The organism is Streptomyces sp. NPDC060184, assembly GCF_042728795.1.
Classification (GTDB): Bacteria; Actinomycetota; Actinomycetes; order Streptomycetales; family Streptomycetaceae; genus Streptomyces.
Map to the genome: position 1 here is coordinate 57,998 of NZ_JBHWYX010000023.1, position 22,364 is coordinate 80,361.

At 71.7% G+C, this 22,364-nt stretch carries 14 protein-coding genes; 9 read left to right on the forward strand and 5 right to left on the reverse strand.

Annotated features, from left to right (window positions below; translation table 11 throughout):
• Window positions 1–55 precede the first annotated feature (55 nt).
• Entirely contained in the window at window positions 56–2,068 is a 2,013-nt protein-coding gene (locus tag ACFWEE_RS17405) for an FHA domain-containing protein (protein WP_386889988.1), read from the forward strand.
• A 91-nt stretch (window positions 2,069–2,159) separates the two neighbouring features.
• Here ACFWEE_RS17405 and ACFWEE_RS17410 read toward each other — a convergent pair whose 3' ends face one another.
• Together ACFWEE_RS17410 and ACFWEE_RS17415 are read right to left on the reverse strand one after the other, a co-directional pair.
• Window positions 2,160–3,005, reverse strand: a complete 846-nt coding sequence (locus tag ACFWEE_RS17410; protein WP_386889989.1) for a prephenate dehydratase — start codon at window positions 3,003–3,005, stop codon at window positions 2,160–2,162.
• A 213-nt stretch (window positions 3,006–3,218) separates the two neighbouring features.
• On the reverse strand, window positions 3,219–3,644 hold the full coding sequence (locus ACFWEE_RS17415; RefSeq protein WP_386889991.1) for a hypothetical protein: 426 nt from the start codon (window positions 3,642–3,644) through the stop codon (window positions 3,219–3,221).
• Between the two features lie 1,065 nt (window positions 3,645–4,709).
• On the opposite strand from ACFWEE_RS17415, the gene ACFWEE_RS17420 reads away from it, so the two are divergent.
• Window positions 4,710–6,893 (forward strand): discoidin domain-containing protein, encoded by a 2,184-nt coding sequence (locus ACFWEE_RS17420; protein WP_386889992.1) that lies wholly within the window; start codon window positions 4,710–4,712, stop codon window positions 6,891–6,893.
• A gap of 89 nt (window positions 6,894–6,982) precedes the next feature.
• Complete coding sequence (locus ACFWEE_RS17425) at window positions 6,983–8,098, forward strand: DUF1996 domain-containing protein (RefSeq protein WP_386889994.1); 1,116 nt, start codon at window positions 6,983–6,985, stop codon at window positions 8,096–8,098.
• A gap of 238 nt (window positions 8,099–8,336) precedes the next feature.
• On the opposite strand, the gene ACFWEE_RS17430 is transcribed toward ACFWEE_RS17425, so the two are convergent.
• The 3 genes from ACFWEE_RS17430 to ACFWEE_RS17440 form a co-directional block, all read right to left on the reverse strand.
• The gene (locus tag ACFWEE_RS17430) at window positions 8,337–9,377 is read right to left on the reverse strand and encodes a LacI family DNA-binding transcriptional regulator (protein WP_386889996.1); all 1,041 of its coding nucleotides are present in this window, start codon (window positions 9,375–9,377) and stop codon (window positions 8,337–8,339) included.
• Window positions 9,378–9,410: 33 nt separating this feature from the next.
• Window positions 9,411–11,981, reverse strand: coding sequence for a glycoside hydrolase family 3 C-terminal domain-containing protein (locus ACFWEE_RS17435; RefSeq protein ID WP_386889998.1), 2,571 nt, complete (start codon window positions 11,979–11,981; stop codon window positions 9,411–9,413).
• A gap of 225 nt (window positions 11,982–12,206) precedes the next feature.
• Window positions 12,207–14,267: an FG-GAP-like repeat-containing protein gene (locus ACFWEE_RS17440; RefSeq protein WP_386890000.1), complete on the reverse strand. Its 2,061-nt coding sequence runs from the start codon at window positions 14,265–14,267 to the stop codon at window positions 12,207–12,209.
• A 548-nt stretch (window positions 14,268–14,815) separates the two neighbouring features.
• On the opposite strand from ACFWEE_RS17440, the gene ACFWEE_RS17445 reads away from it, so the two are divergent.
• The 6 genes from ACFWEE_RS17445 (at window position 14,816) to ACFWEE_RS17470 (ending at window position 22,319) form a co-directional block, all read left to right on the forward strand.
• Complete coding sequence (locus ACFWEE_RS17445) at window positions 14,816–16,399, forward strand: ABC transporter substrate-binding protein (protein ID WP_386890002.1); 1,584 nt, start codon at window positions 14,816–14,818, stop codon at window positions 16,397–16,399.
• Window positions 16,396–17,349 carry an ABC transporter permease gene (locus ACFWEE_RS17450; protein WP_386890004.1) on the forward strand — a complete coding sequence of 318 codons (954 nt, stop codon included), beginning with the start codon at window positions 16,396–16,398 and terminating at the stop codon, window positions 17,347–17,349. Before ACFWEE_RS17445 ends, ACFWEE_RS17450 begins: the two co-directional genes overlap by 4 nt.
• The gene (locus tag ACFWEE_RS17455) at window positions 17,346–18,227 is read left to right on the forward strand and encodes an ABC transporter permease (RefSeq protein WP_386890006.1); all 882 of its coding nucleotides are present in this window, start codon (window positions 17,346–17,348) and stop codon (window positions 18,225–18,227) included. Before ACFWEE_RS17450 ends, ACFWEE_RS17455 begins: the two co-directional genes overlap by 4 nt.
• Window positions 18,224–19,327 (forward strand): ABC transporter ATP-binding protein, encoded by a 1,104-nt coding sequence (locus ACFWEE_RS17460; protein ID WP_386890008.1) that lies wholly within the window; start codon window positions 18,224–18,226, stop codon window positions 19,325–19,327. Before ACFWEE_RS17455 ends, ACFWEE_RS17460 begins: the two co-directional genes overlap by 4 nt.
• Window positions 19,328–19,392: 65 nt before the next feature.
• Window positions 19,393–20,427, forward strand: coding sequence for an ABC transporter ATP-binding protein (locus tag ACFWEE_RS17465; protein WP_386890060.1), 1,035 nt, complete (start codon window positions 19,393–19,395; stop codon window positions 20,425–20,427).
• 86 nt (window positions 20,428–20,513) lie between these two features.
• Entirely contained in the window at window positions 20,514–22,319 is a 1,806-nt protein-coding gene (locus tag ACFWEE_RS17470; protein ID WP_386890010.1) for a gamma-glutamyltransferase family protein, read from the forward strand.
• Window positions 22,320–22,364 lie beyond the last annotated feature (45 nt).

A 22,364-nucleotide genomic window follows, 5' to 3' on the forward strand; every position in this document is an offset into this window, starting at 1 on the left:
ATCGGCGGCGCGGGGCGGCCCGTTGGAGATGGGCGTCGTTCACAAGGAGTGTGCCATGCCATCAGTCATCGTGGGCCGTACGGGCCCCTTCGCCGGCCAGAGCGTGGTCCTGGGGGCCGCGCCCCTGACGTTCGGGCGCAAGGGGGACAACGGGGTCGTGATCGTGAGCCCCAGCGCCTCGCGGCTGCACGCCGAGATCGTCAGGGAGGACGGCGCCTACGTCCTCCACGACCGTGACAGCAGGAACGGCACATTCGTCAACGACCAGCGCGTCACCCGCCACGTACTGCGCCCGAACGACTGCGTGCGCATCGGTGACGAAACCTTCCTCTTCGAGGCGCAGGACGTCATGGAGACGGTCATCGACCTCTCCCAGCTGCATCTTCCCCGGCTGAACGCGGCGGCCAACCCCGGCATCCTGCGGGTCACGGTCACCGGCGGCGGTCCGGTGGGGCTCGCCTTCGCACTGGCCCTGGAGGAGACGCTGCGCGGACGGGTGGCGATCACCGTCTACGACGGGCGGTGGACCCGCAAGGGCTCCGAGGTCGTCTGGAAGGACGAGTCCCAGGGCAACGTCCGCCGCCTGCAGGTGGTGACGGTCCAGAGCCGGCAGTACCTCGCGCTCTCCGAGGAGGTGCGCGCGGCACTGTTCGGCGACGACAGCGCGTACTCGGAGATGTGGCCGGTGGGGCCGGACTCCGTCGACGGCCGCCCGCCCCGCAACATCCGGATCGCCTACATCGAGGACCGACTCCTCGCCCTGGCCAACACGCGGCCGGCGATCCAGCTCGTCCCGCACCGCTTCGACCCGGTGGAGCGGAAGAGCCGGCTCGCCCAGGAACATGTCCTGGTGATCGGGGAGGGCGGGCGTTCCCGCACCCGCGACCACTTCGCGGACCGTTTCGGGACGGCCGACTCGTCCATCTACTCCCTCGACGGCGAACACCTCCAGGACGTCGTGCTGGGGCTGCGGGTCAAGTCGCGGCTGTCGGACCCGATGAGCGTGCTGCTGACCGTTTCGCAGAACCGGTTCTTGCTCAACTCCCTGCGGGGCGAGGGCTTTTTGAACATGCGGCTCACCCGAGAGGAGGCCAAGGGTGTGATCGGCATCGACCCGGTCCGCCAGGTCTTCGAGGAGTGCATCGCGGCGCGTCCCTGCCTGATGAACCGCGAGGAGGACAACGAGTTCCGCTGCTCGACGCACGGGACGCTCTTCCTGCCCGCCCTGCTGCGCAGTTCGCCCCTGTGGAAGGAGATCCGGCAGGGCCTGAACCTGTTCGGGGTGGCCGAGGACGATCTCTCCGCGATCACGTCGTTCCGGCTGGACATGGTGCAGCGCCCCCGGTTCACCGCCCAGCTCCTGCGCCCGACCGCGACGACCCCGGGAACGTACGGCTTCCTGCTGGGCGACGCCGCCAACGCCATCCACTTCTGGCCCGGCCGCGGACTCAACAGCGGGCTCGCTTCGGCCACTTCCCTCGCCCGGTCGCTGGGCCGCGTCTGGCGGGGCAAACCCCTGCGCGACGCGGACTTCATCCGGCACGAGGCGGCGATGTCCATGCTGCAGTACCGGCACAAGAGCCGGGCCTGGAACGCGATGGTGACCACCGACGAGCAGGGCGTCACCCGTGCCATCAAGGACATCATCGCCCGCAGCGCGGAGTCAGCGAGGGAAGCGGAACAGGACACCGGGCGGGAGGCGGGCAGGGCGTCGGAGCGGAACGATCTCGACGAGCTACTGGACCGCATGGCGGCGATCCGCGACCGTCTCGCTCCCCGACTGCCCGGCATGCCCACCATGGAGCAGCTCCGCTCCCACCTGGCCTCGGTCGCCCCGGCCACGCTGCGCACCCTCCAGGAGAGCGGGGCCTGGGACACCCTGATCGTCGGCGGCGAGGAGGCCGACATCGACCTCTTCTACCAGTCGGACTCGCCGGTCTACGTCCCCCGGCCCGACGGTCCGCAGCCGGCCGGCGCGTACCAGGCGGGTCCGCCTCCGGCGGGTCCCCTTCCCGCAGGCGCCCGCGCCGCCGATCCCCGGGGTCTGCCCTCGGCCGGCGTCCAGTAACGCGTGTCGCAGAAGGAGCGCCGTCCGCCCGGAGAGCGGGTGCGGCGGCGCCCGGTGCGTGCGATCGCAAGGCGGCGGGGCCGCGGAAGGGTCAGGCGGTGCGCCCGCGCAGTCGGTGCGAGTGCGAGGGGTAGACCCCGAGCACCCGCACCTCGGAGGAGAAGAACCGCAGTTCGTTCAGGGCGAGAGCGACGTGCGGCTCGTCGGGGTGACCCTCGATCTCCACGTAGAAGCGGCTGGGGCTGAGGCCCGCGCTCATCTGGTAACTCTCGATCTTGGTGAGGTTCACGCCGCTGGTGGCGAACCCGCCGAGCGCCTTGAAGAGCGCGCTGGGAATGTTGCGCACGCAGAAGAAGAGGCTGGTCATCGTGGTGCCGTCCGGTTCCGGCCAGGATCCGGAGTCGCGGGAGAGCACCACGAAGCGGGTGGTGTTCTCGGGGTCGTCCTCGACCTCCGGGCGCAGCACGTCCAGCCCGTACAGCTCCGCCGCGGCGGGCGGGGCGAGGGCGGCGTGGCGGGGGTCGCCCAGCTCCGCCACCTCGCGGGCCGAGCCGGCGGTGTCGTCGCTGACGTGGGTGCGCCAGCCGCCCTCGCGCAGCAGCTTCCGGCACTGGCCGAGGGCGTGCACGTGGCTGCGTACGCATTCCACCTGATCGAGCGAGGCGCCCGGGACGCCCATCAGGTCGAAGCGGATCGCGAGGAAGTACTCCGCGACGATGAACAGGCCCGACTCGGGCAGCAGATGGTGCACGTCGGCGACGCGTCCCGCGGCGGAGTTGTCCACCGGGATCACCGCGACGTCGGCGTCGCCGAGCGTGACCGCGTCCAGCGCCTGCTCGAAGCCCGTGCAGGGCAGTTCACCGCAGCCCGGGAACAACGCGTGGGCGGCGGTCGCCGAGTTGGAGCCCGGTTCCCCCTGATATGCGACGATCGTCACCTTGTATTGCCTTCCACCGTGGAGCCTTCTGTCACGGGTGGCGGAGTTCCCTCCGCGTGACCGCATGTAAGCAGTATCAAAGTACGGGCCCGGTCCGGGCACACCGGGTGCGGGAAGCCGGGGTCCGGAGCGGGTCCGGGCACGGACACGGCCGTACGGCCGCCACGCCGGGCTCCTCCGGTGCGGCGGCCGTACGGTGTCGGGCTCGGCCCCTCAGGCTCCGGGCCCCCGCGAGCCCCCGGCCTTGCGCGCCCGGCGCGCCGCGAAGACTCCGGGCTCGGCCCGCATGTGCGGCGGTACGGCGAACTTCGGGGCGTTGAAGAGGATCACGCACACCTCGCAGAGCGCCAACGCCAGAATGATCAACACGTCCACGACGACGACCCACATGGACACCGGGTCGTCGGCGCCGGGGTCGGACCCCGTCAGAAGCAGCACCACCACGCCCCACAACGTGAGCACGGTGATGCCGGTGGACCGCACCATCCCTCTGCGCGTGTCTGGACCGAACGGCAGCGAGGTGAACGCCCCTTCGAAGAAGTCGGCCACGCCCGGATCACGCCAGAGCTGAGCGGCCTTCCAGGTCATGAAGCCGTTTCCCACCAGGAAGAAGCCGAGAACGCCCACATACAGAACCATCGTGCGTCATCCCTCTTTTTCAGGGCCCCCGGAAGGGCACGGGTGGGCTCCGGGGTTCGCGAAGACGGTGCTCCGCTCCGCGCGCTCGCCGACGACCTCGACCCGCTGACCGGGATCCTTCGCCGTGGCCAGATCCTTCTGGCCTTCTGCCGGCCCCGTAGACGCGGCGCGGGCGGCTGCCGCCCGCGCGGCGGGCCGGGGCCCGGCGACCGGAAGCGCCGCCGACAGCATGTCCGGTCCCGCCGGCGCGGACACCGTCCTCGTAGGCCTGTCCGTCAAGCCGCCGAATCGGCGTCCCACCATGCCCACCGCGCCCCCGCCCCAGACCGTACGTGTACGGAACAACTGCCTGATGAGATCACCACCGTTTCGACATCACAAGCTCCTGATCATGGAGGCGAGGCAATGACTGACGTCCCGTGCTGTGCCTGCAGCTATACAGGCTTCACGCACAAGACATGAATCAGCCATCCTTGAGATGGCAACCGCCCTCCCTTCCCGACGCCCGCAGCTCGGGTGCACGAGCACGTCGGCGTCGATTTCCGGCCCTCCACGCCTCGGCGGCACCGGCACGTCCACACCGCCGGGACGACGGAAGACTCAACGCAATCCGCAGGCCGACGACGCGCGGAACGACCGCAGCGCGACGGCCGATCACCGTTCACGCACCCTCGACACCCCCTCAGCGCCGCCCACCAGGACGAACGCCCCGTGCGGCACGCCGGTCGCACGCCCGCCGGGCCCACAGCCGTACCGGATCGACACCCACCCCGACCCGGTACGTCCACCGGCAAGTCAGCCGCATCCGCCCGGACTCCTCGACGACCAGGCCGACTCGGAGTCCAACGGTCAAACCGGCCGTATCACGGGCGATTGCGGCCACTCCCGTCGACTCCGCCCAGCCCGGCAGGAATACCGACACCGCGGGCCGGGACTCCGAAGGCGCACACAGAGGTCTCGCCCATCTCATTGACAGGGACACGCCCCCGCGACACTCTCGGGAGAGCGCTCTCCAAGACCGGCCGCGGGAAGCCGGTCTCCCCTCAGCACCCGCCAGGAGCCCACGTGTTCAGACCACCGCTCGCTGTTCTCGGCCGCCCACGGGCCGGTCGCCGACTCGTCTCCCTCACCGCCCTCGGCGCCCTCGTCGCGTCCTCGCTGACCCTCCTCGCGGCACCGGGCGCCACGGCCGCCGACACCCTGCTGTCCCAGGGCCGGCCCGCCACCGCCTCGTCGCAGGAGGGCGACGGCTACTCCGCCGCCGCGGCCGTCGACGGCAACCTCACGGGCACCCGGTGGGCGAGCCAGTGGAGCGATCCGCAGTGGATCCAGATCGACCTCGGCGCCACCGCCGGCCTCAGCCGGGCCGTCCTGACCTGGGAGGGCGCCTACGGCAAGTCGTACGAGATCCAGGCGTCCGACAACGGCACCGACTGGCGGACCTTGCGTACGGTCACCCAGGGCGACGGCGGCACGGACGACCTCGCCCTCTCCGGTTCCGGCCGGTACGTCCGGATGCTCGGCACCGAGCGGTCCGGCGGATACGGCTACTCTCTCTGGGAGTTCCAGGTCTACGGCAGCACCGGCACCACTCCCCCGCCGGCCACCGGCGGCGCCGTGAAGGTGACCGGCTCGCAGGGGAACTGGCAGTTGCAGGTGGGCGGCCAGCCGTACACCGTGAAGGGACTGACCTGGGGCCCGTCCGTGGCCGACTCCCCGAAGTACCTGCCGGACGTGAAGTCCATGGGCGTCAACACCATCCGCACCTGGGGCACGGACGGTTCGACCAAGCCGCTGCTCGACGCGGCGGCGGCCAACGGCATCCGGATCATCAACGGCTTCTGGCTGCAGCCCGGCGGCGGCCCGGGCAGCGGCGGCTGCGTCAACTACGTCACGGACACCACCTACAAGAACAACTCGCTGGCGGAGTTCGCCAAGTGGGTGGAGGCCTACAAGTCGCACCCCGCGACCCTGATGTGGAACGTCGGCAACGAGTCGGTCCTCGGACTCCAGAACTGCTACAGCGGTACGGAGCTGGAGAACCAGCGCAACGCGTACACGACCTTCGTCAACGACGTGGCCAAGAAGATCCACTCGATCGACCCGGACCACCCGGTGACCTCCACCGACGCGTGGACCGGCGCCTGGCCGTACTACAAGCGCAACGCGCCCGACCTCGACCTGTACGCGATGAACTCGTACGGCGACGTCTGCAACGTGCAGCGGGACTGGGTGGCGGGCGGCTACACCAAGCCCTACATCATCACCGAGACGGGCCCGGCCGGTGAGTGGGAGGTCGCGAACGACGCGAACGGCATCCCCGAGCAGAAGACCGACGTGCAGACCGCCGCGGGGTACACCAACGCGTGGAACTGCGTCACCGCCCACCGGGGTGTGGCGCTCGGCGCGACGATGTTCCACTACGGCACCGAGCACGACTTCGGCGGGATCTGGTTCAACCTGCTGCCCGGCGGGTTCAAGCGGCTCTCCTACTACGCGGTGAAGCAGGCGTACGCGGGTTCGACCGCCGGGGACAACACGCCGCCGGTGATCAGCAACATGACCGTCTCGCCGGCCTCGGCGGCCCCGGCCGGCAAGGAGTTCACCGTCCGCGCCGACGTCCGCGACCCGGACAACGACCCGGTGACGTACAAGATCTTCCTCAGCGGCAACTACGCCAACGGCGACAAGGGGCTGGTGGAGGCCGCGTGGCGGTCCACCGGCAACGGCACCTTCGCAGTGACGGCTCCCGAGAAGCTGGGTGTCTGGAAGGTCTACATCCGCGCGGAGGACGGCCACGGGAACGCGGGCTTCGAGACGAAGTCGGTGAAGGTGGTGGCGCCGCCCGTCGACGGCACCAACGTGGCACTGAACAAGCCGACCACGGCCTCCTCCTTCCAGGCCTCGTACGGCGACTGCCCCTGCACCCCCGCCAAGGCGACCGACGGCAACCCGGACACCCGGTGGGCCAGCGACTGGAGCGACCCGCAGTCCATCCAGGTCGACCTGGGCGCCCCCACCGCCCTGCGGACGCTCCAGCTCCAGTGGGACCCGGCCTTCGCCTCCTCGTACGAGGTGCAGCTCTCCGACGACGGGGCCACCTGGCGCACCGTGTACACGACCACCACCGGCAACGGTGACATCGACACCGTCGCGCTCGGGCAGACCGCCCGCCACGTCCGCCTCGCCCTGAAGGCCCGGGGCACCGGCTGGGGCTACTCGCTCCACGAGTTCGGCGTGTACGCCTGACGGACGGCGCTGCCCGCCCCCTCCTCCGTGCCGCCGGTGCCCGACCGGCACCGGCGGCATCCCATCCCCCTCCAGCGGAGAGGCACTCCATGAAAGGCACGAAGAACAAGAAGGGCGCCGCGAGACGGCTCTCGGCGATCCTGGTCGGCACGGCCCTGGCCGCCACCGTCCTCGGTGTCGGTTCGACCCTGAGCGCGCTCCCGTCCGGCGCGGCGTCCACCAGCGCGGTGGCGGACGCGGGTACGGCGGTCTCCCCCCACATGGGGCACGTCGCCGCCGCGGCCTCGGCCGCTTCGGCCGACGACGTGGACGGCGACGGCTACATCCCCGCCGTCCCGCCCGTCACCGGCGTGACCCCGTCGTGGGCCACCCCGACCCCGCGGTACTTCCACGAGTTCCAGGCGAACTGTTCGGTGACCCACACCGCGCCGGACGACCCGATCGTCTTCCCCGGCCAGGCCGGGGCGTCCCACGACCACACCTTCATGGGCAACACGACGACCAATGCCCAGTCCGTGACCGCCTCGCTGTACGGCGGCAACACCACCTGCAAGGTGCCCGGCGACTCCTCGGCGTACTGGATGCCGTCGCTCTTCAAGGGCGACACCAAGATCCTGCCGATCGGCCAGCAGGTCATCTACTACAAGGCGGGCGTCACCGATTACACCAGCGTCCGCCCCTTCCCCAAGGGGCTGCGCTACGTCGTCGGCAGTCCGCTGCAGAGCGCGGAGCAGTTCCGCGCGCTCAAGGGCTGGGTGGAGGGCTGGGAGTGCGGGGAGTCCTTCGGGAACATCGACTTCCCGGCCACCTGCCCGGCCGGTAGCCAGCTCAACATCCGCATGCAGGCGCCCAGTTGCTGGGACGGTCTGCATCTGGACACGCCGAACCACCAGGCCCACATGGCGTATCCGGTCGTGAAGCCCGGCACCAACGACAACGTCTGCCCGGCCGACCACCCGGTGGCCCTGCCGATGGTCGAGTTCAAGATGGCGTTCCCCGTCGACGGGGACATGTCGCAGGTCAGGCTGGCGAGCGGGCGCGGCTACTCGTTCCACTACGACTTCTTCAACGCGTGGAACGAGCCGACGCTCAAGGCGATGGTCGACCACTGCATCGTCGGTGGTCTGCAGTGCGACGCCCGCGGCTGGGACCAGAACCACCCGGAGGCCGGTGCCGCGCTGACCGCGGACTACCGCCTTCCGTAGACCCGCAGACCCGCAGACCCGCAGATCCACAGATCCACAGATCCGCAGACCGCAGATCCGGCGGACACGGCATGCGGGCAGTCTCCGCTCGCCGTGTCCGCCCCGCGAACCCCCGGCCCGCCCCCCTATCGCCCCGCTACGGGGCGGGCCGGGTCACGCGGTTCGGACACACCGTCAGTTCTGGTGTCGGCATCTCGAATTGTGGTTCCCCCGCGGCCTGTTACCGGACCGCGCCCGCTCAGGCGGAGGCGCGCACCACGAGTTCGGGGTCGAAGATGACGGCGGTGGGCTCGGTCCGTGTGCCCTCGATCTCCTCCTGGAGCAGACAGGCCATCCGGGCCGCCATCTCCTCCATGGGCTGCCGGACCGTGGTGAGCGGCGGTTCGGCGGCGAGCGCGGCGCTGGAGTCGTCGAACCCGACGACCGCGACGTCCTCGGGGACCCGGCGGCCGAGCTCCCGCAGGGCCTCGCAGACGCCGCGGGCCATCACGTCGTTGGCCGCGAACACCCCGTCGATCGACGGGTGTTCACGCAGCAGCCGACGGAGCGCGGCAGCCCCGCTGTCGGCGGTGAACCCGCCTTCGGCGACGGGTACGTACGGATGGCCGTGGCGTTCCATCGTCTCGCGGAACCCGGCCAGCCGGTCCTGGGCGGCGGGCAGGTCCAGGGGTCCGGTGATGGTGGCGACCCGTCGGCAGCCCCTGGCCAGCAGGTGTTCGGCGGCCATCCGGGCGCCGTCCCGGTGCGCCAGGTCCACGTAGGTGACGGGGGCGGGGACACCGGGGCGGGCGAAGAGCACGCAGGGCAGTCGCTCCGCCGCCAGCAGGGCGGGCAGCGGGTCCTCGGCGTGCGTGGAGAAGATCAGCGCGCCGTCCGCCCGGCCCTGCCGGAGGTACTCCGCCACGTCGCGCCGGGCCGCGTCCGTCTCCGCGAACATCAGCACCGGGTACATCGACCGGGGCCGCAGGAAGCCGACGACCCCGCTGACGACCCGTCCGAAGAACGGGTCGGCCAGCGCCTGGGAGGCGAAGAGGTTCTGCCCGTCCTCGGAGTCGTCCCCCGCGCCGGAGACCACGAGGGCGAGGGTCCGGGCGCGCCGGGTCACCAGGGCCCGGGCGGCTCCGTTGGGGGCGTAGCCGGTCCGCGCGATGGCGTCCCGTACCGCGTCCTGGATGGCCGGGTCGACGTTGCGGATGCCGTTGACCACGCGGGACACGGTGGCGCGGGAGACGCCCGCCTCCCGCGCGACGTCTTCGAGCCTGGGGGCGCGTCTGGTCATGCCGGTACCCTACCGGCGGTCCGCGAACGCCCGTCAGCGGTACGGGAAGCGCTCTCCGACGGGGTCTCCGTCCGCCGTGCCGGGGACGTCCACGGTGGCGGCCAGGGGCAGCCGCCCGGCGGACGGCCCCGCGTACACCTCGTACGTGCCCGGCTCGGTGAGCCACGCCTGTTCCTTCGGGGACCAGTGCTGCAGGGCGCGGTGCGGTACGCGTACGGCGGCGGTGACGGTCTCGCCCGGTGCGGCTTCGACCGAGGCGTATCCGGCCAGCCACCGTACGGGGCGTTCCACCGCCGAGCCGGGCCGGGCGAGGTACACCTGCACGACCTCCCGGCCCCGCCGCCCGCCGGTGTTGCGGAGCCGTACGGAGACGGTGAAGGCCGCCCCGCCGCCGGCCGTTTCCCCCTCCGGGCGGTCGAGGACGGCCGTGCCCTCGCCGTCGGCCGCTTCCTTCTCCCCGGGGACGGACGCGCTTGCGTACTCCCAGGTGGTGTAGCCGAGCCCGTGGCCGAACCAGTAGGCGGGCGTGCGGTGTTCGCGCAGCCAGGCCCGGTGGCCGATGTGCGGGCCTTCGGCGTACCGCAGCACGCCGTCCACCGGCCGGACCGCGCGGACCGGGGCGTCGGCGAGGGTGGCGGGCCAGGTGGTCGGCAGTCGGCCGCCCGGTTCGGCGGCGCCGAACAGGACGTCGGCCAGTCCGGTCCCCGCCTCCTGCCCGGGGAACCAGGTCAGCAGGACGGCGGGGGCCGCGTCCCGCCACGGCATCTCCACCGGGCCGCCGGAGTTGACGACGACGACGGTACGCGGCTGGGCGGCCATCACCGCGCGGACGAGTTCGTCCTGGTCGCCGGGGAGCGCGAGGGTGGTCCGGTCGTGGCCCTCCGACTCGCTGTCCTGCGTGGTGCCCACGAACACCACGGCCGCGTCGGCCGCGCGGGCCGCGTCCACCGCTTCCGCCAGGGCGGTGGCGCGGTCGGGCCTCGGGGGCGCGGCCGTCACCAGGGTGGCGCGGCCGGTCCCGTCGGCGAGTTCGCGGCGGGCCACGACCAGCACGGGCCGGCCGGCGGTGAGCTCGGTCTCCCCGTACTGGCTCGGCGGGTTGACGTGCACCACGGCCGGGTCGTCGGTCTCGCGCGGGAACACCCCGTCGACCAGCGGAGCCCCGTCGACGGTGAGGCTCATCCGGCCGAACCCCCCGACGCCGAAGGTCCAGGTCCCGCCGGTGCCGGGGAGCAGCCGGGCGCTGATCTCCACGGTGTGCGCGCCGGGCGGCAGAGGGGGCTCGATCTGGCGGCCGGACTCCCGGTGCCCGGCGTACAGTTCGGCGCCGTCCGCGCCGAGCACTCGCAGCAGCGCGCCGGGCCGGCCGTCGCGCGGGTCGTGGCACCCGGGGCCGCCGAGGAAGGGGGGCGCGCCCAGGACGGGGCCGGGCGCGTGCACGACCCGGGCGGTGGGGGCGAGCGCGTCGCGGAGGGCGTCGAGCGGGGTGGAGACGTGCCGGGGGTGGACGCCCGCACTGCCGCCGCCCTGCACCCGGGGGTCCGCCGCCTGCGCCCCGATCACCGCGAGGGAGGTGAGCGAAGCCGGGTCCAGGGGCAGCACGCCCCGGTTGCCGAGGAGCACGCATCCGGCCGCGACCGCGCGCCGCAGCAGGGCCCGGGGATCCTCCGAGCGCGACGGCTCCTCCGGGGACCGCGAGGGCTCCGCGGGGGTCGTGGGGGTCGCCGGGGTCGCGGGGGCCGCCGGGTCAAGTGCGCCGACCCGGTCGGCGAGCCGCAGCAGCCGGACCACCTTCTCGTCGATCGCGGCCATGGGGACGCGTCCCTCCTCGACCGCCCGGAGGAGGCCGTCGGCCCAGGGGCTCTCGGGGCCGGGCATCGCCAGGTCCAGGGCCGCGCGGGCGGCGGGCACGGTGGAGCGCACCGCGCCCCAGTCGGAGACGAGGACGCCGTCGAAGCCCCACTCCTCCTTGAGCGGCCGTGCCAGCAGTGGGCTCTCGGCCAGGGTGGTGCCGTCGACCGCGTTGTAGCCGCACATCACCACCCGTACCCCGGCGGCGCGTACGGCGGCTTCGAAGGGGACGAGGTAGACCTCGCGCAGGGTGCGCTCGTCGAGGTCGACGGAGACGGTGAGGCGGTCCGTCTCGGAGTCGTTGGCGACGTAGTGCTTGGCGGTCGCGGCGACGCCCCGCGCCTGGATGCCCCGGATCAGGGCGGCGCCGGTGCGGGCGGTCAGCTCGGGGTCCTCGGAGTAGCACTCGAAGTGGCGCCCGCTCAGCGGGGACCGGTGGAGGTTGAGGGTGGGCGCCAGTACGACGTCCACGCCCTTGCGCTTCGCCTCGGCGGCGAGCAGTCCGCCCAGGCGTTCGGCCAGCTCCTCGTCCCACATCGCGCCGACGGCCGAGGCGGACGGCAGCAGCGCGGAGGTGTTCCGCTCGTCCCAGCTCTCCCCGCGCACCCCGGCCGGCCCGTCGGACATCGTCATCCCGCGCAGCCCCACGGCGGGCTCGTCGGCGGTGCGCCAGGTGGTGGCGCCGGTGAGCAGCCGTACCTTCTGGCGCGCGTCCAGCGTGTCGAGCAGCCGGTCGATCTCTTCCTGCTTCACCGAGTTCCCCCTCGTGAGGCGCTCTCCGCAGGGTGTGGAGAGCGCTCTCCGAGAGCATCGCCAAAAGCCCCGCGCGTGTCAACGCACCGTGAGCGCCACGCCGGGACTCCACCACGACGGAACGGCCGCCCTGAGGCTGCCCGGCCCGCCCTTGGGGGCTGTCGGTTCACAGGGGAAACGGACCGAGCACGCGGAGCGGGCTCACACGCGTGCCCGGTCCACGCTTCAGGCCGAGACGCACCTGCCGCTCAACCAGGATTTCAGCTCCTTCGGCCACGTGGTGGCCATCGGAACCGAGGTGGTCGGCAGGCCGTAACGGCTCAGCCTGTTCAGCCAGGTCGCGTAGTTGCCGGAGGCTGCCGGGGCCGGCTCCTCCCAGCCGATTCCGTCGACCCAGCGCGGGTGGTTCCTGAGCACGACATCCAGGCCCGCCGCCTCGACCCGCTTCTCCAGTTCCGCCTGCAGGTCGGGGTTGTCGCTCCCTGTGTAGATCATGATCTGCTGTGAGGCGATCCGTTCCTCGATGGGGGCGATGACCTCGTTCCACGCGGTCTCCCGGATGGAGGCGTCCTCACTGAGGAGTGACTGCCCGGCCTCTCCCTTGAGTTCCACGAAGGCGGCCATGTGCTGGCTCCTGGCGCTGTCGAGCCATTCCCGGAAGGTGTACACGGTCTCGCCCTCGTACGGGCCCCGGTCGATGGTCCGGCCCTTGAGCTGGTCGGCTCCGGTGGCCCACCAGATCGCGTTCGCGTCGGCGTCCGGCCCCGTCAGACCTCTGGTCGACGTGTTGTGCCACATCACGCCCTTGGTGCCGTTCTTGGTGAGCTGAAGGTCCGCCTCCACACCGGCCGCTCCCCAGCTCTTCTGCTGGGCAAGCCCCTCGGGGTGATTCGGCTGACGGACCTGGTCCCGCTCCCCGCCCTTCTCCCCCGTCGGATAGCCGCCGTGGCCGAAGATCGTCGGGCAGACCGGCAGCCCTTCCGAGTGGCGTTCGATCGGACGCGTCCTGTCGAAGATCCACCCCGTCCCGGCTTCCCAGCCGTGCAGGTCACCGGCGAGGGTTCCGTCCGCCTGGGCGGTGAAGGTGATGGTCTTCACCGCGCCCGACCGGAGGTCGGTGTAGCCGTAGACCGTGGCGAGGTCGTCGCGGCCGTCACCGTTGTAGTCGCCGGTGACGATCTTCATACGGGACCGCTCGTACCAGCCGGCCGGCCGGTTCAGGATCTCGCGGCGATTGCCGAACTTGCCTTCGGCGTCGAAGTCGAAGCCGATCAGGGCGTCGTGCCCGTCGGCGTAGTCGTACCAGGCGGCGATGGAGTCACGGCCATCACCGTCGAAGTCGCCTGAGTGCACGGTCGCCCGGCTGAACGTCCAGCCGGTGGCGGACTCCCAGCCGCGGACCGGCTCGGCGAAGCCTCCTCCGGGCTCGCCGGTGAAGGACATCAGCGTCACGGTGCCGGAGGCATAGCCGTACAGCACACCCAGGTCGTCGCGGCCGTCGCCGTCGTAGTCGCCGGTGGCGAACTTCATGCGCCCGACCTCCCATCCGTCGGCCGCGGTGCGCGCGAAGGACGCGAAGGGACTGGCGAAACCGCCGTCCGTCCGGGCGAGGAAGGTGAACAGCTTGTCGTCGCCGTTGCGGTAGTCGTACCAGGCGGCGATGTCGTCACGGCCGTCACCGTCGAAGTCCCCGGCCTCGGCGGTGACGGCGTCGAAGGTCCAGTTGCCGGGGTCCGCGGTCCAGGAGGTGAGGCGGGCGCCGAACGTCCCGTCCCCCTTGCCGAGCCAGGTGAACAGGGACACCTTTCCGTCGTCGTAGCCGTAGAAGGCGGCGACGTCGCCCGTCCCGTCACCGTTGAAATCACCGGTGACGTACTTCATGTGCTCGGCCCAGTAGTTGCCCTCGGCCGCCTCCCACCCCTTGAGGGGCGCGGAAAGGCTGCCGTCGGGGGTGGCTGCGAAGGTGTGCAGGGCGTCGCTGCCGTCCGAGTAGTCGTACCAGGCCACCACGTCGCTCCGGCCGTCACGGTTGTAGTCGTGACGGGGAACCCGCTCGGCAACGGCCCGCACGGTGGCCACGCGCGCCGCGCCGCCTGCGGCGTCGTCGTTCCCGGGAGCCACGCCGCCGACGTGCGGCAGTTCCGTGAATCCGACCGCGGCGGCCCCGGCCCGAGCGACCGCCCCCGGCTCGGCGCGCACCTGGGCGCTCGCACTGCCGGCGCCCGTCTGCAGACCGAGCAGGGCGCACACGACAGCGACGCACACCATCCCCGTGGATCTCTTCATTCGACTGCTCATCCCCTTGTCGCCGTCGGCTGCTTGCCGCTTCGGCCACCCGCCGAAGCGAACGCCCGCGCTCTGCGGACGCGCTCTCCGGACCCGCTCCACGGACACGATCTGCGGGCACGATCTGCGGACACGTTCCCGCAGGGCGGCCCCGAGCGAGGGCGCCACACCTCAAGAAGTGAACGCATGTTCGATATAACGGCTCCGATGTCGATTCGACCACCACCCCGGCGCCATGTGCCAGCCGTTATCGGGTCGTTCACTTCAAGCCATGGCCGAAGAGCGACGGCATGCGGCACCTGCGCCCGCGGGTCGGCCTCCGCACCGGCCGGTCGGCCCGACCGGGCCGCTCACCAGGGCCACTCGACAGGAGCCGCACAAGCCCATAGCGGACATTTACCGCGACAAAGTTGCCCTCACCACCGAAAGTGTCCGGGATGCGGACAACGGCCTTGCTTGTTGACTGTATGCGAAATACGGTCTGCGATATTCCTTGATGACCCCCAGGTGGGAGGTAGGCCCCCGTGCGCCGAAAAGCGGTTGCCTTCGTGGCAGTTGCGCTGGTGTCACTCGTCTCGGGCTGCACGTCGCTGCAGTCCTCGGCAACCGAGGTCGGAGGCGTACGGAAAACCGATGAGCGGCCCGTACGCGACGGCGGGACGCTCACCGTCGCGCTCAACTCCGACCCGGACAAACTCGACCCCAGCCTTGCCCAGACCCTCGTGGGCCGCACTGTCTTCGCGGGCATGTGCGAGAAGCTCTACGACATCGACGAGAACGGCGCCCTGGTGCCCCAGCTCGCCACGTCGTTGCCCGAGGTCTCGGCGGACGGACTGACCGTCACCCTGCCCATCCGCAAGGGCGCGAAGTTCAGCGACGGCACCCCGCTCGACGCGGCGGCCGTGGTCACCTCCCTGCTGCGCCACCGCGACCTGCCCGGTTCCGCGCGCGCCACGGAGCTCGGCCCGGTCCAGAAGGCCGTGGCCGTCGGTTCGTCCACGGTGCGGATCACGCTCGACCACCCGTACACGCCGCTCACCGGCGTCCTCGCCGACCGGGCCGGGATGGTGATGTCCCCGACCGCGCTGAAGAAGTACGGCAAGGACTTCACCAACCACCCCTCGTGCGTCGGCGCGTTCCGCTTCGTGGAGCGGGTCGGCGGCGACCGGATCGTGCTGGAGAAGGACCCGAACTACTACGCGGCGGACAAGGTCCACCTCGACAAGGTCGTCTACAAGCCGATATCCGACGGCAACGTCCGCCTCGCCAACCTGCGTTCGGGCGACGTCCAGATCGGCGACCAGATGGGCCCGGTCGACGTGCAGAGCGCCCTCACCGAGCCGAACCTCCAGCTCTTCAACTCTCCCTCGCTGGGGTTCCAGGGCATCGGCGTCAACGTGGGCAACGTGAACGGTCTCGGCGAGAAGCCGGGGAAGATCGACACCCCGCTCGCCTCGGACGTGCGCGTCCGCGAGGCCTTCGACCTCGCCATCGACCGCGACCTCCTCAACACCGTGGTCTTCCAGGGCATGTACGAACCGGCCTGCGGCCCCATCTCCCCGCAGTCCGGCATCGCCCCCGGGGTCAAGCCCGAGGACTGCCCCAAGCGCGATGTCGCCAAGGCCAAGAAGCTGCTGAAGGAAGCCGGGGTGAAGCTCCCGGTCAAGGTCGAGCTGAAGACCTCCACCACTCCCGAACAGGGACGGGTGGGCCAGGTGCTCCAGGCCATGGTCAAGGAGGCGGGCTTCGAGCTCTCCCTGCGTCCCACCGAGTACACGACCATGATCTCGGAGACCGACGAGGGTGACTACGACATCTTCACCAGCGGCTGGTCCGGCCGGCTCGACCCCGACGGCAACGTCTCCAACTTCCTGAAGACCGCGGGCGCCATGAACGCCTACGGCATCGGCGACCCGGCCCTCGACAAGCTGATCGACGAGGGCCGCTCCATCTCCGACCCGGCCCGGCGCACCGAGATCTACGACGAGATCACCCGGCGCGTCCAGGACGACCACTCCATGATCTACCTCTACCGGCAGAAGAACTACGTCGTCGCCTCCAAGGACGTCGCGGGCGTCCGCGTCTTCGGCGACGGACTGGTCCGGGTCACGAACGCGGGGTACATCCGTTGACGAAATTCCTGCTGACGCGCCTGCGCCAGTCGCTCATCACCCTGATCCTCGTGAGCATCGTGGTGTTCGCCGGAATCCGGGCGCTCCCCGGCGACCCGGCGCTCGCCCTCGCCGGCGAGGAGCGCAGCCCCGAGGCGCTCGCCGCGATCCGTGAGGCGTACGGCCTCAACGACAACATCGTGGTCCAGTACGGCCGGTTCATCGGGCACGCCCTCACCGGGGACCTCGGCACCTCGTCGCGGACGGGTCTTCCGGTCTCCCAGGCCATCGGCCAGGCCCTCCCGGTCACCCTCGAACTCGCCGCGCTCTCGCTGCTGCTGGCGATCGTCATCGGCATCGGCGCGGGCGTGATCGCCGCCGTCCGGCGCGGCAAGCCGGAGGAGTGGCTGGCCAACGCCATCGCCCTGGTGGGTCTTTCGATCCCGACCTTCTGGCTCGGCATCGTGCTGGTGCTCGGATTCGCCATCGCCATCCCGGTGTTCTCCGCCTCCGGATACGTGCCCTTCGGCACCGATCCGCTCGACAACCTGCGCCGGATGGTGCTCCCCTCGATCGTCCTCGGCTCCGGCCTCGCCGCCGTGGTGATGCGCCAGACCCGCGGCGCGATGCTCGACTCGCTCTCCGCGGACTACGTCCGCACCGCCCGCGCCAAGGGGCTCTCCCGCCGCGCGGTCGTCGGTGGGCACGCCCTGCGCAACTCGCTGGTCACCGTCGTCACCGTGCTCGGCCTCCAGCTGGGCCACCTGATCTCCGGGGCCGTGGTCACCGAGCAGATCTTCGTGCTGCCGGGCTTCGGCAAGCTCACCATCGACGCCGTCTTCACCCGCGACTACGCCACGCTCCAGGCGGTGGTGCTCTGCACCTCGGCCGCGTACATCCTCATCAACCTGCTGGTCGACGTGGTCTATTCGGTCATCGACCCGCGTATCCGGCTCGGAGGTGCCAAGTGACGACCGCACTCGCCACCCCGGCGCAGGCCACCGCGCGGAAGGCGGGCGGCGGCAAGCTGCGCGCCCTGCGCAAGAACCGCCTCGCGCTGATCGGCGGCATCATCGCCGCCGTCTTCGTCCTCACGGCGCTCTTCGCGCCGCTGATCGCCCCGTACGACCCCGCGCAGCCGGACTTCACCAACGTCCTCGACGCGCCGAGCTGGTCGCACTGGCTGGGCACCGACGACCTCGGCCGCGACCAGCTCTCCCGGATCATCCACGGGACCCGGGCGTCCATGCAGGTCGGACTGCTCGCGGTGGTGCTCGCGTTCCTGATCGGCGTGCCGCTGGGCCTCGCGGCCGGCTACTACGGGCGGCTCACCGACAGCGTCGTCTCCCGGATCACCGACACGATGCTCGCCTTCCCGTTCCTGGTACTGGCCGTCGGACTCGCCGCGATCCTCGGCCCGTCACTGACCAACGCCACGATCGCCATCGGCATCTCGCAGATCCCCGCGGTCATCCGCATCACCCGGGCGGAGACGCTGCGGCTGAAGCACGTCGACTACGTCGCGGCGGCGGTGGCCAACGGCGGCGGCGACGGCACGGTCCTGTTCCGGCACATCCTGCCGAACGCCACCTCGGCGCTCATCGTGCAGGCCACGGTCGGCATCCCCGCCGCGATCATCAGCGAGGCGCTGCTGAGCTTCCTCGGCCTCGGTGTGCAGCCGCCCGCGCCCTCGCTCGGCGTGATGCTCTCCGGCGCCCAGTCCTTCCTCGCGCTCGCGCCGTGGCTGGCCGTCTTCCCGGGTCTGGCCATCGTCGCCGCGACGCTGGCGTTCAACCTGCTCGGCGACGGACTGCGTGACGTCCTCGACCCCCGCGGAGGCACCCGATGACCGAGACCCTCTCCCCTCCCGTGCGGGACACCGGCCCCGGTGCCGAGCCCGTGCTGAGCGTCCGCGATCTCACCGTCGCCTTCCCTTCGGAGCACCGCACGGTGCACGCCGTCGACGGGGTCTCCTTCGACCTCGCGCGCGGTGAAGTCCTCGCGCTGGTCGGGGAGTCGGGCTGCGGCAAGTCCGTGACGTCGATGGCGACCATGGGCCTGCTGCCGCCCACCGCGCGGATCGGCGGATCGATCCGGCTGAACGGCCGCGAGCTGGTCGGCGCCCCCGAGAAGGAACTCCAGAAGATCCGGGGCAAGGACCTCGCGATGATCTTCCAGGAGCCGATGACCTCGCTGAACCCGGTCCTCACCATCGGCCGGCAGATCGGCGAGGTGATCCGCAGACACCAGGGTCTGGGCCGCAAGGAAGCCAAGGCGCGCGCGGTCGAACTGCTGGCCCTGGTCGGCATTCCCGCCCCGCACCGCAGGGTCGACGAGTACCCGCACCAGCTCTCCGGCGGCATGCGCCAGCGCGTGATGATCGCCATCGCCGTGGCCTGCGACCCGTCGGTGCTGATCGCCGACGAGCCGACGACCGCGCTCGACGTGACCGTGCAGGCGGGCATCCTGGACGTGCTCCAGTCGCTGCGCGAACGTCTCGGCACCGCGATCGTCCTGGTCACCCACGACCTGGGCGTGGTCGCCGACGCGGCCGACCGCGTGCTGGTGATGTACGCCGGCCGTCCGGCCGAACAGGCCCCGGTGCACGACCTGTTCGCGAGTGCCCGGCACCCGTACTCCCGGGGGCTGCTGGGTGCGGTGCTCCGGCCCGGTGGCGAGGGCAAGCGCAGGCTGCCCGAGATCCCCGGCATGGTGCCGAACCTCGACACCCGGCCCGACGCCTGCACGTTCGCGCCCCGGTGCGCCCGCGCCGACGACACCTGCACCGGCAAGCGGCCCGGCTTCGACGCCGTCGCTCCCCCGGCCGGCCTCTCAGCCGGTACGGACGCCGCCCACCGGGTGGCGTGCTGGCACCCCTTCACCGCGGACGAGACCTCCACCCCCGTGCCGGCCGGCGCCGCGCGCCCCGACCAGGAGACCGGACAGTGACCACTCCGCAGACCGTCCCCGCACCTCGCGCGAGTGGCGAAGACCCCTCGGACCCGCAGCACCCGGTGCTTGAAATCACCTCTCTGCAAAGGCACTTCGGCGCGCCCGGCGGTGGCACCGTCCGGGCCGTGGACGGTGTCTCGATCACCATCGGGCACGGTGAGGTCGTCGGCCTCGTCGGCGAGTCAGGCAGTGGCAAGTCGACCGTCGGTCGCTGCGCGGTGCGCCTCGACGAGCCGACCGGCGGCACGGTCGAGATCAACGGCACCGACGTGACGCACATGTCGCGCCGCGCCCTGCGCCCCCTGCGCAAGGACTTCCACCTGGTGTTCCAGGACCCGTCGTCCTCGCTGGACCCGCGCATGACGATCGGTCAGATCATCGGTGAGCCGCTCCGGTTGCACGGGATCGCGCGCGGCGAGGCGGTACGGACCCGGGTCGAACAGCTCCTCGCCCAGGTGGGGCTCCGCCCGGAACACGCCGACCGGCACCCGCACGAACTCTCCGGCGGTCAGCGCCAGCGCATCTCCATCGCCCGCGCGCTCTCCTGCGACCCCGATCTGGTGGTGGCGGACGAGCCGACCTCGGCGCTCGACGTGTCCGTGCAGGCCTCGGTGCTCAACCTGCTGGCCGACCTCCAGCGCGACCGCGGCTTCGGCTGCCTCTTCATCACCCACGACCTGGCGGCGGTGGAGTTCCTGGCGGACCGCATCGCCGTCATGTACCTGGGGAAGATCGTCGAACAGGCACCGACGGCCGAGCTGTTCGCCTCGCCGAAGCACCCGTACACCCAGGCGCTGCTCTCCGCGGCGCCGGTACCGGACCCGGTCGACCAGCGTTCGCGCAAGCGGATCGTGCTGAACGGCGAGCTCCCCAGCCCGCTCGACCCGCCATCCGGCTGCCACTTCCACACCCGGTGCCCGCTGGCCACCGACCGGTGCCGCACCGAGGCACCCGTGCTGCGCGAGCTTCCCGGCGGCCGGCAGGTCTCGTGCCACCTGGTCGCGGACGACGGTACGTCCCCGGACGCGTCCGCGGACGTACCCGCCCCCGGCACAACCCCGGACACGACCGCGGGGGCGGCCACGGAGACCCCGTAGCCACCCCGTATTCTCCGCGCACCACCACTCGAACACCGCATCGCATCCGCACGCGCACCCGCACGCAGCAGCAAGGAGCCGCATCCATGTTCACCACCCGCCCGACCCTCCAGGGCACCTTCGGCATGGTGTCCTCCACCCACTGGCTCGCCTCGCAGTCCGCGATGGCGGTCCTGGAGAGCGGCGGCAACGCTTTCGACGGCGCCGTCGCCGCGGGCTTCGTCCTGCACGTGGTCGAACCCCACCTCAACGGTCCCGCGGGCGAGGTGCCGATCATCCTGGCGCCGAAGGACGGCGACGTGCGGGTGCTGTGCGGCCAGGGGCCCGCCCCCGCCGGGGCGAGCGCCGCCCACTACCGTTCCCTCGGCCTGGAGCTGGTGCCCGGCACCGGCCCGCTGGCCGCCGCCGTCCCCGGCGCGTTCGACGCCTGGATGGTGCTGCTGCGCGACCACGGCACCCGGACGCTCGCCGAGGTGCTGCGGTACGCGATCGGGTACGCCGAGGACGGGCACGCCCCCGTCGAGCGCGTCGGCCAGACCGTCGAGACGGTCCGGGAGCTCTTCGAGAACGAGTGGAAGTCCTCCGCCGAGGTCTACCTCGCCGACGGCGCCTCCCCGCAGCCCGGCAAGCTGTTCCGCAACCCGGCGCTCGCCGCCACCTGGCGGCGGCTCGTCGACGAGGCCGAGAAGGCCGGCGGCGAGGACCGCGTCGCGCAGATCGAGGCCGCCCGGACCATCTGGCGCGAGGGCTTCATCGCGGAGGCGATGGTCCGGCAGGCCGCCCGGCCCACCATGGACACCACCGGTACCCGGCACACCGGCACGCTGACCGCCGCCGACCTGGCCGGCTGGTCCGCCACGTACGAGGCCCCCGCCACGTACGAATGGAACGGCTGGACCCTCGCCAAGGCCGCCGGCTGGAGCCAGGGCCCCGCCTTCCTCCAGCAGCTCGCCCTGCTCCCCGAGGAGCTGCCCGCGTACGGCTCCGCCGAGTACGTGCACCTGCTCATCGAGGGCTGCAAGCTCGCCATGGCCGACCGTGAGGCCTGGTACGGGGACGCCGCCGAGGTGCCCCTCCAGACCCTGCTCTCCCCCGAGTACAACGCCGAGCGCCGCGCCCTGATCACCGACCGCGCCTCGCGGGAGCTGCGTCCGGGCAGCCCCGACGGCGGCACCCCGGTCCTCAGCGCCCACGCCCACGCGGTCGCCGCCGGTGAGCCCGGCTTCGACGCCATGGGCCTCGCCGCCGCGGGCGTCGGGGAGCCGACCGTCGCCAAGGACGGCGCCACCCGTGGCGACACCTGCCACGTCGACGTCGTCGACCGGTGGGGCAACATGATCTCGGCGACCCCGAGCGGCGGCTGGCTCCAGTCCAACCCCGTCATACCCGAGCTGGGCTTCCCGCTCGGAACCCGGCTGCAGATGGCCTGGCTGGACGAGGGTCTGCCCAACACCCTCACCCCCGGCCGCCGCCCCCGCACCACCCTCACCCCGTCCCTCGCCCTGCGCGACGGCGTCCCGGTGCTGGCCTTCGGCACCCCCGGCGGCGACCAGCAGGACCAGTGGCAGGTCCACTTCTTCCTGGCGGCCGTGCTGCGCGACCGGGTGCGCGGCGGACTCGACCTCCAGGGCGCGGTCGACGCCCCCAACTGGCACAACGACAGCTTCCCGGGCTCGTTCTACCCGCGCGGCATGCGCCCCGGCAGCGTCACCGTCGAGGAGGGCATGGACCCGGAGGTCGTGGAGGAACTGCGCCGCCGGGGCCACGAGGTCACGGTCGGCAACGCCTGGTCGGAGGGCCGGCTCTGCGCGGTCGCCCGCGACCCCGAGACGGGCGTACTGTCCGCCGCCGCCAACCCGCGCGGCATGCAGGGATACGCGGTCGGCCGCTGAACCGGCCGATGTGAAACGCGACTTGACGGCCCGTCCGGGAAGTTT

Bases quoted from the DNA above. Each gene is read 5' to 3' on its own strand.
- ACFWEE_RS17425 (WP_386889994.1), top strand. From the start codon at position 6,983: ATGAAAGGCACGAAGAACAAGAAGGGCGCCGCGAGACGGCTCTCGGCG.
- ACFWEE_RS17405 (WP_386889988.1), top strand. From the start codon at position 56: ATGCCATCAGTCATCGTGGGCCGTACGGGCCCCTTCGCCGGCCAGAGC.
- ACFWEE_RS17440 (WP_386890000.1), bottom strand. From the start codon at position 14,267: ATGAAGAGATCCACGGGGATGGTGTGCGTCGCTGTCGTGTGCGCCCTG.
- ACFWEE_RS17415 (WP_386889991.1), bottom strand. From the start codon at position 3,644: ATGGTTCTGTATGTGGGCGTTCTCGGCTTCTTCCTGGTGGGAAACGGC.
- ACFWEE_RS17460 (WP_386890008.1), top strand. From the start codon at position 18,224: ATGACCGAGACCCTCTCCCCTCCCGTGCGGGACACCGGCCCCGGTGCC.
- ACFWEE_RS17430 (WP_386889996.1), bottom strand. From the start codon at position 9,377: ATGACCAGACGCGCCCCCAGGCTCGAAGACGTCGCGCGGGAGGCGGGC.
- ACFWEE_RS17470 (WP_386890010.1), top strand. From the start codon at position 20,514: ATGTTCACCACCCGCCCGACCCTCCAGGGCACCTTCGGCATGGTGTCC.